General features: G+C 68.6%; 13 protein-coding genes. 2 read left to right on the forward strand and 11 right to left on the reverse strand.

Annotation, left to right across the window (positions count from 1 at the left end; translation table 11 throughout):
* Positions 1 to 18: 18 nt before the first annotated feature.
* From plsX to ACTQWE_RS03925, 9 genes are all read right to left on the reverse strand, one after another.
* Positions 19 to 1,014: a phosphate acyltransferase PlsX gene (plsX, locus tag ACTQWE_RS03885; protein ID WP_441855572.1), complete on the reverse strand. Its 996-nt coding sequence runs from the start codon at positions 1,012 to 1,014 to the stop codon at positions 19 to 21.
* 99 nt (positions 1,015 to 1,113) lie between these two features.
* Positions 1,114 to 1,293 carry a 50S ribosomal protein L32 gene (gene rpmF / locus ACTQWE_RS03890; RefSeq protein WP_090845737.1) on the reverse strand — a complete coding sequence of 60 codons (180 nt, stop codon included), beginning with the start codon at positions 1,291 to 1,293 and terminating at the stop codon, positions 1,114 to 1,116.
* 209 nt (positions 1,294 to 1,502) lie between these two features.
* The gene (locus tag ACTQWE_RS03895; RefSeq protein WP_441855570.1) at positions 1,503 to 2,072 is read right to left on the reverse strand and encodes a YceD family protein; all 570 of its coding nucleotides are present in this window, start codon (positions 2,070 to 2,072) and stop codon (positions 1,503 to 1,505) included.
* 5 nt (positions 2,073 to 2,077) lie between these two features.
* Positions 2,078 to 2,575, reverse strand: a complete 498-nt coding sequence (locus tag ACTQWE_RS03900; protein ID WP_090845741.1) for an ATPase — start codon at positions 2,573 to 2,575, stop codon at positions 2,078 to 2,080.
* Positions 2,576 to 2,701: 126 nt separating this feature from the next.
* Positions 2,702 to 3,241: a pantetheine-phosphate adenylyltransferase gene (coaD, locus tag ACTQWE_RS03905; protein ID WP_170103495.1), complete on the reverse strand. Its 540-nt coding sequence runs from the start codon at positions 3,239 to 3,241 to the stop codon at positions 2,702 to 2,704.
* Positions 3,234 to 3,815 (reverse strand): RsmD family RNA methyltransferase, encoded by a 582-nt coding sequence (locus ACTQWE_RS03910; RefSeq protein WP_441855568.1) that lies wholly within the window; start codon positions 3,813 to 3,815, stop codon positions 3,234 to 3,236. The genes coaD and ACTQWE_RS03910 overlap by 8 nt, the downstream gene beginning before the upstream one ends.
* Complete coding sequence (gene recG / locus ACTQWE_RS03915) at positions 3,812 to 5,974, reverse strand: ATP-dependent DNA helicase RecG (RefSeq protein ID WP_441855566.1); 2,163 nt, start codon at positions 5,972 to 5,974, stop codon at positions 3,812 to 3,814. The genes ACTQWE_RS03910 and recG overlap by 4 nt, the downstream gene beginning before the upstream one ends.
* Before the next feature lie 16 nt (positions 5,975 to 5,990).
* Complete coding sequence (locus ACTQWE_RS03920; protein ID WP_441855564.1) at positions 5,991 to 7,661, reverse strand: DAK2 domain-containing protein; 1,671 nt, start codon at positions 7,659 to 7,661, stop codon at positions 5,991 to 5,993.
* A 46-nt stretch (positions 7,662 to 7,707) separates the two neighbouring features.
* Positions 7,708 to 8,055, reverse strand: coding sequence for an Asp23/Gls24 family envelope stress response protein (locus ACTQWE_RS03925; RefSeq protein WP_090845749.1), 348 nt, complete (start codon positions 8,053 to 8,055; stop codon positions 7,708 to 7,710).
* A gap of 281 nt (positions 8,056 to 8,336) precedes the next feature.
* Between ACTQWE_RS03925 and rpmB the strand changes: the two genes are divergently transcribed.
* On the forward strand, positions 8,337 to 8,537 hold the full coding sequence (rpmB, locus tag ACTQWE_RS03930) for a 50S ribosomal protein L28 (protein WP_090861829.1): 201 nt from the start codon (positions 8,337 to 8,339) through the stop codon (positions 8,535 to 8,537).
* A 117-nt stretch (positions 8,538 to 8,654) separates the two neighbouring features.
* On the opposite strand, the gene ACTQWE_RS03935 is transcribed toward rpmB, so the two are convergent.
* Positions 8,655 to 10,004, reverse strand: a complete 1,350-nt coding sequence (locus ACTQWE_RS03935; RefSeq protein ID WP_441855562.1) for a thiamine diphosphokinase — start codon at positions 10,002 to 10,004, stop codon at positions 8,655 to 8,657.
* Between the two features lie 155 nt (positions 10,005 to 10,159).
* Here ACTQWE_RS03935 and ACTQWE_RS03940 point away from each other — a divergent pair, with 155 nt between their 5' ends.
* Positions 10,160 to 10,345, forward strand: coding sequence for an FmdB family zinc ribbon protein (locus ACTQWE_RS03940; protein WP_170103490.1), 186 nt, complete (start codon positions 10,160 to 10,162; stop codon positions 10,343 to 10,345).
* 86 nt (positions 10,346 to 10,431) lie between these two features.
* Here the strand turns inward: ACTQWE_RS03940 and ACTQWE_RS03945 are convergent.
* On the reverse strand, positions 10,432 to 11,474 hold a 1,043-nt coding region (locus ACTQWE_RS03945; protein ID WP_441921263.1), incomplete at its 5' end, for a hypothetical protein.

Consider the following 11,474-nt stretch of genomic DNA (forward strand, 5'->3'; position numbering starts at 1 on the left):
GTACCCCGCCCGGCAACCCTACTGGTCCTCGGCCACCGCGCGTGCGATTTTGTCCACAAGCTCGCCGCGCACGGCAGCGGCGCAGGCCAGCGTGCCGTGCTTCACGGCGTCCACGGACGTCGCCCCATGCCCGATGAACACCGGGGCCTTCACGCCCAGGAGCGCCGCGCCGCCGTACTCGTCGCCGGAGAGCCCGGCCGCGACCCTCTTGAGCGAGGGCTTCAGCAGGCCCGCGCCCAGAAGCGCGCGCTTCGACTCCTGCGTCGCGCGCTTCACCTCGGCCAGGATGTACTTCGCCGTGCCCTCGATGGTCTTCACGGCGATGTTGCCCGCGAACCCGTCCGTCACGATCACGTCGAAGCGACCGGTCAGGATGTCCGTGCCCTCGCAGTTGCCCGCGAACCACGTGTCGCCGCCCGCCTTTGCGAGCGCCTCGTGCTCCGCCACGACGGCCTCGGAGCCCTTCGTGTCCTCGGAGCCGTTGGAGAGCAGGGCCACCTTCGGGTCCTCCACCCCAAGCGTGATCCTCGAGTACGCGCGCCCCATGTGCGCAAACTGCACCAGCATCTCCGGGCGCACGTCCGCGTTCGCCCCCATGTCCAGAAACACGGAGTGCCTGCCGTCCAGCCCCGGCACCGGGCACGCGATGGCCGGGCGCTTGATGCCGCGGATCCTGCCCACGCCAAACGTGGCGGCCGCAAAGATGGCGCCCGTGGAGCCGGCCGAGAAGAACCCGTCCGCCTCGCCCGCGTGCACCGCGGCAAGCCCGCGCACGATGCTCGAGTCCTTCTTGGCGCGGATGGCCTCGGTGGGATGCTCGCCCATCTCAATCGTCTGCGTCGTCACGAGCGCCCTCGCGCGCTCGTGCTTCGCGCAGAACGGCACGACAACGTCCTCGTTTCCCGCGACGAGCACGCTGAGCTCGCCGTCGGCCTCGAGCGCGGCCGCCACTCCCCCAAGCACGACCTCGGGCTCGCAGTCGCCGCCCATGGCGTCGATGCAGATAGTTGTCATGTGTCCTCCTCGCGGTCCTGCGGCTGCGCATTCCCTGCATACGAAAGGAGACCGACCCCCAGAAGGGACCGGCCTCCTAGGCCTCGTCTTTCAACGCAACTACTCGGTGACAACGACCTCGCGGTCCTTGTAGTAGCCACACTTGGGGCACACGTGGTGCGGAAGCTTAGGTGCGCCACACTGCGGGCAAACGGAGCGTGCCGGAGCGGCGAGCTTGCTGTTGGCCGAACGACGAGTGTGCGTGGCGCCGCGGCCCTTTTTCTGCTTGGGTACTGCCATCTTGAACCTCTCTTAGACTCACTTATTGTCAGGCGCTTACACCTGAGCGGTCTTCCGTAAAACACACGAGAAGAGACTATACCACGACGAGGGCAATTGGTCGACGGAACAGCAATTCTTCACGTCAAAAAACTTCTACGACACGTCCTTGCCACACGCCGGCCCAACATATCACCGGCAGGGCGTCTCGCGCCGGGCCGAGAGGCACCCTACTCGCCGTCGCCCAGGTCCAGGTTCCTGAGCGCCGCGAACGGGCTCGCGTCCAGCCTGTCCTGCTCGCGCTCCGCCTCGACCTGCGCCGCGTGCCCGCAGTCGACCTCGTTGAGGTTCGCGCCGCATACGGGGCACAGGCCCTTGCAGTCCTCGCGGCACAGTACCACGAACGGCGTCTCCATCAACAGGGCCGAGCTGAGCGCGTCCGTGAGGTCTATCGTGCTGTCGTCCCCCACCAGGGCGAAGTCGACGTCGTCGTCCTCGTCGTCTGCCATGGGCTCCGCGGGTGCCTTGAACAGGTAGTACTCGTCCACCTCGCCCGCAACGTCGAACTCCGCCTTGCCCAGGCAGCGGTCGCACGTGCCCTCCACGTGCGCCTTCAGCATGCCGGTGGCGAGGATGCCCTCGCCGGCGTTCGTGAGCACGAGGTCGTAGTCGATGCCGTCAGGCAGCACGAAGTCGTGACCGCCGAGGGAGTAGCCCTTCTCGTCCACATGGCCCGATACCGGCATGGTGTCGCCGGGGTTCGCGAGGCGGGTGTCCAGAATCTGCTTAATCTGCTGCATGGCGCCTACCAGGGGACGTTGTTGGTCTGGTTGCGGGGGCCGGAGTTCTCGTCCAGCGTCTGGCGCACGCGCGAGACGGAGCCGGTGAGCGACTTCAGGTTGTCCTCCAGGTGCGCGAGCACGGTGTCCGCGTACTCCTCCGCGTTGTAGCGGGTGTCGCGCTCGTACTGCGCGGCCTTGTCGCGGATGTCGTCGGCCTGCTGCTGGGCAAGGCGCACGACCTCCTGGTCGCCCGCGAGGATCATGGCCTGCTGCTGGGCGTCCGCGATGATGGCGTCGGCCTGCTGCTGGGCGCGCTCGAGGGTCTCGGCCTCCTCCTTGACGATGCGCCGGGCATCCGCGAACTCCTGGGGGAAGACGCGACGAATCTCATCCAGGATCTCGTAGATGTCCTGGGCGTCCACGATCTTCTTCTGTCCGCCGCCGGTGAACGGGGTCTTGCCCTCGCTCACGATCTGCTCGAGCTCGCCAACCAGGCTCTCTATTTCCTCACCCGGTTGCATACGGGTCTCCTTTCGATTCGCCGCCACCTCGCGTTGCACGTGCGTTTGCCGAGGTTGCATCGACTTATAGTACCAGATTACCCGCAATGGGCGAAACCGGCGGCACTTTTGCCGCCGTCACGCAAATTATTCGCGGCGGGCGCCTCGTTCCCCTCGTCCGCGGTAGTGCTCCTCCAGACGGCGCTCGACCACGGACGGCACCAGGAACGACACGTCCGTCCCCAGCGACGCGAGCTCCCTCACGATGGAGGAAGACACGTAGCCGTACTTGGGGTTCGACATGACGAACACGGACTCGATGTCAGGTGCCATGTTGCTGTTGAGGTCTGCCTGCTGCAGCTCGTACTCGAAGTCCGTCATGGCGCGCAGGCCCTTCACCACGCCGCCGGCGCCGACCTCCTTGCAGAAGCTCACGAGCAGGCCCGAGAACGGCCGCACCTCAACGCCGTCCGCAAGGCCCTCCTCCGCAAGCGCCGCGAGCAGCATGTCCACGCGCTCGTCGAGCGAGAACGTGGGGCCGGTGCCGTTCTTCCCCACGGAGGCCGCGACGCCCACGGTCACGTGCGGGAACAGCCGCCGCGCGCGCCCGATCACGTCCAGGTGCCCAAACGTCACCGGGTCGAAGGTGCCCGGCACCACCACGCGGTCTATCCTGGAATCACTCATGGGCATCCCCCATCCTCAGAAGCTGCACGGTGGTGATGCCGTGGCTCTTCTCCTTTATGACGCTCGCGCCCGCCGGGCGGATCCCCGGCTCCCTGGACGCGTGCTCGTACAGCACGACGGTGCCGCCGGCGAGCATGCCGCCCGCCCGCAGGGCTTCCACCAGGCGCTCCACCTCGCGCGAGCCTACGGCGTACGGCGGGTCGAGCACCACGAGCGAGAAGGGCGCCCCCGCGACGTGCCCCCGCTCGGCCAGCCTGAACACGTCGCCCTGCAGCACGCGCGCGGACGCGCCCGCGCCCAGGGCCCGCGCGTTGCGGCGGATGCGCGCGACGGCCCCGCGGTCCCTGTCCACGAACGTGCAGCCCGCGGCGCCGCGCGACAGGAGCTCGAAGCCGATGGCGCCCGAGCCGCCGAACGCGTCCAGCACGCTCACGCCGCCCAGGTCGAGCCCGAACGCCGAGAGCACCATGGATGCCATCGACTCGCGCGTACGGTCCGTCGTGGGACGCGTCACGTCCCGCCCGTCCGGCGCCTCGATCGGCCGCCCCCTCCACATGCCGCCAACTATCCTCATGCGTGCAGAACCTCCTCGAAGTACGCGCCAAAGCGGTCGCGCAGCTCAATCGCAAGCGGTCGGTGGACGTCCTCGGCAAGGGTTGGGTCCTGCGAGAAGATCTTGAGCGCGTCCTCGCGGGCCCAGCCCATGAGCTCCTCGTCCTGCGCGAGGTCGACCACCTTGAGCGAGGGGCCGCCGTGCTGGCGGTACCCCAGCGCCTCGCCCTCGTGGCGAAGCTTCAGGTCGAGCTCCGCGAGCTCGAACCCGTCCGACGTCCGCTCCAGCGCCGCGAGCCGTGTGCGGGCGGGCGCGCCCTTCTTCGCGGCGCACTCCAGGAAGACGTGGCCCTCCCAGTCGCCGCGGCCCACGCGGCCGCGCAGCTGGTGCAGGGTCGCGAGTCCAAAGCGGTCCGCGTCGTACACCAGCATGACCGTGGCGTTCGGCACGTCGACGCCCACCTCGATAACCGTGGTCGACACGAGAACGTCCACGTCCCCGCGGCGGAACGCCTCCATCGCCTCGTCCTTCTGGGCGGCGCCCATCCTGCCCGTGAGCAGCCCCACGCGAAGTCCCCTCAGCGTTCGCCGCGACAGCTCCTCGTACGTCGCCTCGGCGGAGTGGATCCTCGTGGCCGCGGAGCGCGAGGCCTCCGGGACGTCGTCCAGCTCGGAGCCGTCGTCCTTCTCGTCTATGAGCGGGCACACCACGTAGGCCTGGTGGCCCTCCTCGCACGCCTCGCGGATCGCCCCGTACGCGAGGTCGGCGCTCTCCGGAGGGATGCACGTGGTCACGACGCCCGCACCCGTCTTCGGACGGTGCCGGATGCGCGAGCACTCCATGTCGCCGTACGCCGTGAGAGCGAGCGTCCTGGGGATGGGCGTCGCCGTCATCGCCAGCAGGTCCGCCCCGGCGCCCTTGCTCCTGAGCGCCGCGCGCTGGCTGACGCCGAAGCGGTGCTGCTCGTCTATCACCACGAGGGTAAGCCGGCGGAACTCGAGGTCGTCCGATATGATGGCCGTCGTGCCGAACACGACGCACACCTCGCTGGACGCGAGCCCCGCCGCGGCCTCCGCGCGCGCGTCCGCGTCCGTCGAGCCCGTGACGAGCCGCCACGTGACGCCGGCCTCGTCCAGAAGCGGCCCGATCTTCTGGGCGTACTGGGCCGCGAGCACGGACGTGGGCGCCATGACGGCCGCCTGCGTGCCGGAGTCCGCCACCGCGGCCATGGCCACGGCCGCGACGGCGGTCTTGCCCGTGCCCACGTCCCCCAGGAGCAGGCGGTTCATCACGTGGTCGGACGCCATGTCGCGCAGGATGTCGTCCGCGGCGGCGCGCTGCTCCCGCGTGAGGTCGAACGGCATCGCGGCAAGGAGCGCCCGCATGTGGGGCCCGTCCACGCTGTGCGAGAAGGGCGTGACGCCGCGAAGCTCGAGCCTCTGCCTCGCGAGGAGCGCCAGCTGCAGGCACAGCAGCTCGTCGTAGGCAAGCCGGCGGCGCGCCTCCTCCTTCGACTCCATCGTCAGCGGGAAGTGTATCTGCCGCAGGGCGCGGGCAATCGACATGAGACCTCGCGCGGCGCGCACCTCGGCCGGCAGGAAGTCCGCGACGTCGCCCACGTCCGCGAGCGCGGCGGACACGATCCTTCTCATCCACGCGGCCGAGACTCCCTCGCCCACCGGGTGCACCGGCAGGATGCGCGCGTAGTCACCCACCTGCCCATTCGAGCCCACGACCTCGTAGAACGGGGCCTTTATCTGCTTGAAGCCGTACGAGAACGTCACCTTGCCGGAAAGCGCGACCACGTCGCCCTGGCTCAGCTGCTCCGCTATCCACGGCTGCCTGAAGAACGTCGCCTCGATCACGCCCGTGTCGTCCAGCAGGTACACCTCGACCACCTGCATCCTCGGGCGGGGGCGCTTCAGCGTCACCTTGTCCACGGTCGCGACGACGGTCGCCTCCTGGCCCACGTCGGCGTGGGCGATGTCCGTCACGTGCGTGAAGTCCAGGTAGCGGTGGGGGATGTGGAGGAGAAGGTCGCGCACGCTCCTGATGCCGAGCCGCTCAACAGCAGAGCGCCTCGCGCCCGAGACATAGCGGAGGCGCGAGACGTCGTCTGTCATGGAGCAGGTGCGCGAGAGCCTCTCGCCCACACCCGCCGTTGTCGGCACGCTGCCCACCTAGGCCAGCTCTTTCCTACTCGATCGAGAACACGACCGGGTACAGGGGCTGCTCGCCGCGGTGCGAGTCGATCTCGAGGTCGGGCTGGGCCTCCTCGATGGCGTCGAGCAGGCTCTGGAACGCGTCGTCGTCCAGGTCCTCGCCCGCGAGGATCGTGAGGGTGTCGCCCTCCTCTTCCTCCTGCATGTGGTTGATGAGGTCCACGGTGACCTTCTGGACGTCGTTGCCGACGACCTCGATGGCGCCGCCCTCGATGCCCATGACGTCGCCGTCGTGGATCGGCGTGCCGTCGGCGGCCTGGGAGTCGCGCACGGCCGTGGTGACCTCGCCGTCGCGAACCTCGGCGATGGCGTCGTTCATGTCCTCTACGTTGGCGTCGAGCTCGCCGTCGGGGTCTGCCACGAACATCGCGGCGAACGCCTGCAGCACGCTCTTCGTGGGGACGACGGCCGCGTTCACGCCCTCGACGGCCGTGACCGCCGCCTCGGAGGCCATGCGGATGTTGCCGTTGTCCGGAAGGACGATCACGTTGTCCGCGTTGCACTTCTCGATAGCGCCCAGGATGTCGGCGGTGGAGGGGTTCATGGTCTGGCCGCCGAACACGATGACGTCGACGCCGAGAGACTTCAGGATTTCCGCCTGGCCGGAACCCGCCGCGACCGCGACGAAGCCCATGTGCTTCCGCGGCTCGTCCGCCTTCGCGGCCTGCTTGTCCTCGCGGATGGACTCCGTGCGCTCCTGCGCCTCGAGGTCCATGTTGTGGACGAAGACGTTGTAGATCTGGCCGCGGTGCAGCATGTGACGAAGCACGCGGTCCGGCCTGTTGGTGTGCACGTGGATCTTGTAGTCGGGGTTCGAGCCCACGAGCAGCTCGCAGTCGCCCATGGACGCGAGGTACTTGAGGTTGGCGTCCTCGTCGAAGTCCGGGCTGTCCGCGTGGAACAGGAACTCCGTGCAGTAGCGGTACTGCGAGCCCGCCCAGTCGTCGTTGATCTCGATGTCGACGACGTTGGCGACCTGGGCCTTCGCGTCCGAGGAGTCCACGGTGGTCTTGAAGTCGCTCACCTCGCCGGCCTTGCCCTCGTACGCGTTCACGAACGCCTCGATGAACGTCGCGAGGCCGAAGGCCCCGGAGTCCACGACGCCGTTCTCCTTCAGCACGGGCAGCAGGTCGGGCGTGCGCGCCACGGACTCGTACGCCTCCACCACGATGGCGTCCAGCGTCTCCTGCGGCGTGGCCTTGCTCTTCTCCATCTGGTCGGCCTTGGCCGAGACGTCCTTCAGCACGGTGAGGATCGTGCCCTCGACGGGCTTGCGGACGGCCTTGAACGCGACCTTCACGCCGTTGCGGAGCGCCGCCGCGATGTCCGCCGTCGTGGCCTGGGCGCCCTTCGCGTTCACGAGGCCCTCCGCGACGCCGCGCAGGATCTGGCTCGTGATGACGCCGGAGTTGCCGCGGGCGCCCATGAGCGAGCCGTGCGTGATGGCCTTGGCGATGTCCGCCATCGAGGCGTCCTTGGGCAGCGACTCGATCTCGCCCACGACGGTGCCGAGCGTGAGCGACATGTTCGTGCCGGTGTCGCCGTCGGGGACGGGGAAGACGTTGAGCTTGTTGATCTCGTCCGCCTTGTCGGCGACGACCTTGGCGGCGACGGGGAAGCAGTTGCGAACGACGTTGGCAATCATAGTCTGGAAACCTCTAATTCCTCTTCTGGTTGTGCGTGCGCCACCGCTAGGCGCGGGTACGCATGCCCTCGATGTGGACGCGTACCTCGACGTCGTCGAGCTCCGCAATCTTCTTCAGGATGAACTTGACGGAGCTCACGAGGTTGTCCGAGACGGAGCTCATGTTAATGCCCTGCTCCACCACCACGTGGAGGTCGATCACGACCCTGCCGTCCTCGCTGGAGACGCCGATGCCCCTGCGCAGGCGATACGTGGGGAGGATGCGCGCGACGCCCTCCTGCTGGTCGGTCACGGCCATTCCGACGACGCCATAGCACTCTAGCGCCGCATACCCGGCAAGGTCTGCGATGCAGTCGTTGGACACCTTGAGGGCCCCCGGAACGACGTTTGCCATGTTGAATCTCCTCTCGAACACCGCACGTACTCGGTAAGAGCATGAGTCTCGCATTATAATACCGCAGTTGGCACTTGGCGCCACGTGCCTAATTCCCACGCATACTGCATGAGCCACCAAGCGGCATGCGAGGCGGCCCGCCGACGCGATGCCTGGGGCTTCGCTACAAAACCACCACAACACCGCGGGGTTTCAACTTGCACAAACGTGGCGCTGTGCTATATTAGCACGGCACTTGAGAAATTACAGGCGCACTGCGCCGCTCGTTGGAGGTCGTAATAATGTCGAAGGTTTGTGATATCTGCGGTAAGCACGCCGTTGCTGGTCGCTCTATTAGCCACTCCCACCGCACCGTCATCCGCAAGTTTAAGCCCAACATCCAGCGCGTTACCGTATTCGAGGACGGCAAGCCCGTCAAGAAGAACGTGTGCACCCGCTGCCTCAAGAAGGGCAACGTCGCGCGTTCCGCGCAGCAGGCGTAAGTGCAGCCACACAGAGCGTAGCTTCTGGGGACCTCCGCGGAGGTCCTCTTTTTTGTGCATGTGCGGCGACGGCGGACCGCACGGGCCCGCAGCTACAACGTGCCGCGGTGCCCTCAGTTAGCGCAGCAGGAACGCCGCGAGCCTTCCCGCCTCGCACTCCACGACGGCCTCGTCTGACGCGACCACGTTCGAGATGCCCTCGTCACCCAGGAGCGGCAGACGCTTGCGGTCGAGCTCCCACTTGAGGCCCCTCTCGCTTGCGACCGTACCCTCCGCGACGGCGACGGCCGAGAAGATCCTGCCCACGGAGCCCGCGGGCAGCTGCCAGCGGGGACGTCCCTCAGGGGCGAGCACGCGACACGTGAACGCGTCCTCCACGAGCTCCGGCGAGGCGTCCGCCGCGTGCGCGAGCTGGCCCACCACGGCGAGCGCGTGGTCGGGGCGACCGCCGGTGGCGCAGGTGAGCGTGAGCTCCAGCCGCGCGGACCTGCGGGCGGCCTCATGCCGGGCGCAGTCTATGGCCAGCGAGAGGTCCGTCGCGTACTTCTCGCTTGGAAAGCGGATGTCTCGCCGGGCTGAGGAGCGCGCCCACCGGGCGGCGTCGTCTGCGGCGGAGTCCGCGTCGCCGCAGAACACGTCCGGCTCGACGCCGGCTGCCATCAGGACGTTCGCACCGGCGTCCGCAGCCACCACGTAGTCCGCCCGCGCGGCGAGACGCCGTACGAGGTCCGCGGAGCTGGGCTCGGGCGAGCCGGCGACCACGAGCGCACGCAGCACGCCAGAAGACGCCGGCGCAGGCGAGGCGGGCGCGAAGTCGCCGAGGAGCGCGACGGAGAGCTCGGGGTAGCCGTGCACGAACACGTCGCAGGAGTCGCGGCACTCCGCCTCGTCGCGGTCGCCGTGCGGGCTGAACAGGCACACGGTGCGCAGGCCTACCTTGCGCGCGCCGCGGGTGCTGAACGGCGCGTCCTCGAAGACCCACGTGTCGCCCGCGGGCGTGCCCAGCACCCGCAGCGCCTCCTCCCACGCGTCCGGGTACTCCTTGCTGCGGAGCCTGCCGCCGCACGAGATGACGTCCTTGAAGTAGCCGGCGATGCCCTGCGCCTCCAGCGCGACCTCGAGCTCCGGGCGCGACGTGGCCGAGACGATCACCATGGGTATGCCCGCGGCGCGAAGCTCGTCCAGGAATGCGCGGCAGCCGGGCAGCATCCTCACGTCGTGCGCGTAGCCGCGCCGTACGCCCGAAAGGAGCTCCGCGGCAAGCTCCTCCCCCGTGGCGTCCGGTATGTAGCGCTCGTGCAGGTAGGCACACATCTCGTGCAGCGGGAGCGGCTCGCTCTCGAAGAACACCGTCTCGGGGTCCGCAACGCCGTGGCGCCTCAGCAGGCCGACCGTCTCGCGGTGCCACATGGGCATGGAATCCACGAGCGTTCCGTCGCAGTCGAAGATGGCGGCAGAGAAGGGCATGTCTCCTCCTAGGAAAGTTATGGTATATAGCAGAATACGTGACGAATGCCATCGTAGCGCAGAACTTCGTGCTAGATTCTTGCGACGTTGGGTAAGAACGGCTGTGGCCGATACAGGCAGCGGTTTGTTTTATGTAGGCTTTTCCGGAGGGCAAGATGGCTGTTTACGACTACAAGTGCAAGGCGTGCGGGACCGAGTTCGAGGTCGAGCACCCGATGAGCGAGCATCCCGAGGTGAACTGCCCCAAGTGCGGAAGCGAGGCCAGTCGCGTCTTCGTGCCGTCCGGCATCGTCTTCTCTGGGTCGGGCTTCTACAACACGGACCAGAAGGGCAAGAAGTAGCCCGGGCTTTCGCCAGGCTTGTGATAAGGGGTCTCCCTCGCGGGAGGCCCCTTCTTCATGCGTCGCGAGCCCATGCCATGCGGCGCCTATCGCACCCGGCGCATGAGCGCGAGGAAGTGCCCGTCGCAGTCCAGGCCAAGCGCGCGGCCGCCCTCCGTGCGCAGGAAGCCGTCCCGGCCGGTCATGGCGCGCAGGATGCGCGACGCCTCCGGGCCGAGCAAGGTCGCGCACGGGGCCTCGGTCACGGGAAGCGGCGCAAAGCCGCGGCCCGCATCGCTTGCAAGGAAAGCACGCACGACGTCCTCATCCTCTGCCGCGAGGTCCGAGCAGGTGGAGTACGCGAGCGTGCCGCCCGCGGCGACGCGCGCGGACGCGGCCGAGAGCATCTGCAGCTGCAGCGCCGGCAGCGTGGCCGAGCCGCCGCACACGGACCCCTGCCCGAGCGACCACGCGACCTCTGGGTGGCGACGCATCGTGCCGGTGCCGGAGCACGGCGCGTCCACGAACACCTGGCCAAACGTCCGGCGCAGCTCTGGCGGCACGTCCGGTGCGTCCAGCCGCGTGGCGTCAAGCGTCAGGCACGTCGCGCGGCCGCCGAGCCCGCCCGTGCGCACGCGCTCCCGCGCGAGGCGCGACTTGAACGCGACGGAGTCCACGCAGGCGAGAAGGACGCTTCCTCCCAGCCGCCGGTTTGCCCCCGCAAGCAGCAGCGTCTTCGTCGCGCGACCCTGGCCCACCTCGAGCATGGCGTCCACGTCCGCGGCAGGCGCCGCGAGCCACGACACCATCTGCGCCGCGGGGTCCGCCGGCAGCACGGCCGTTCGCTCCACGAACCCGGACGCCGCAAGCCCAGCCTGCGCGCCCAAGGCGATGCAGCCTGGCCACGGCAGCCTTGACGGGCGCAGTCCCGCGTCCTTGAGCAGCGCGAGCGCCTGGTCCTCGGCGTTGAGATTCAGGTTCGCCGCGACCGCAGGCGCCGGCGGCTCCATCGCGTCGAGCGCAAGCGCGCACGCGCCGGTGCCGAGCGACGCGAGAAGCTCCCGCGCGAGCCACTCCGGAAGCGCACCCACGAGCGCGACGTCCGCGACCGACGGCGCGCCGCCCGCGTCGCGCGCCGCCCGCAGGCGAC

This window comes from Parafannyhessea sp. LCP19S3_B1 (assembly GCF_052121955.1).
Lineage (GTDB): Bacteria > Actinomycetota > Coriobacteriia > Coriobacteriales > Atopobiaceae > Parafannyhessea.

Excerpts from the sequence above, each read along its gene's own strand:
- ACTQWE_RS03940 (WP_170103490.1), top strand. The coding sequence starts at position 10,160 with ATGGCTGTTTACGACTACAAGTGCAAGGCGTGCGGGACCGAGTTCGAG.
- ACTQWE_RS03935 (WP_441855562.1), bottom strand. The coding sequence starts at position 10,004 with ATGCCCTTCTCTGCCGCCATCTTCGACTGCGACGGAACGCTCGTGGAT.
- ACTQWE_RS03900 (WP_090845741.1), bottom strand. The coding sequence starts at position 2,575 with ATGCAACCGGGTGAGGAAATAGAGAGCCTGGTTGGCGAGCTCGAGCAG.
- ACTQWE_RS03895 (WP_441855570.1), bottom strand. The coding sequence starts at position 2,072 with ATGCAGCAGATTAAGCAGATTCTGGACACCCGCCTCGCGAACCCCGGC.
- ACTQWE_RS03920 (WP_441855564.1), bottom strand. The coding sequence starts at position 7,661 with ATGATTGCCAACGTCGTTCGCAACTGCTTCCCCGTCGCCGCCAAGGTC.
- rpmB (WP_090861829.1), top strand. The coding sequence starts at position 8,337 with ATGTCGAAGGTTTGTGATATCTGCGGTAAGCACGCCGTTGCTGGTCGC.
- ACTQWE_RS03910 (WP_441855568.1), bottom strand. The coding sequence starts at position 3,815 with ATGAGGATAGTTGGCGGCATGTGGAGGGGGCGGCCGATCGAGGCGCCG.
- rpmF (WP_090845737.1), bottom strand. The coding sequence starts at position 1,293 with ATGGCAGTACCCAAGCAGAAAAAGGGCCGCGGCGCCACGCACACTCGT.
- coaD (WP_170103495.1), bottom strand. The coding sequence starts at position 3,241 with ATGAGTGATTCCAGGATAGACCGCGTGGTGGTGCCGGGCACCTTCGAC.
- plsX (WP_441855572.1), bottom strand. The coding sequence starts at position 1,014 with ATGACAACTATCTGCATCGACGCCATGGGCGGCGACTGCGAGCCCGAG.
- ACTQWE_RS03925 (WP_090845749.1), bottom strand. The coding sequence starts at position 8,055 with ATGGCAAACGTCGTTCCGGGGGCCCTCAAGGTGTCCAACGACTGCATC.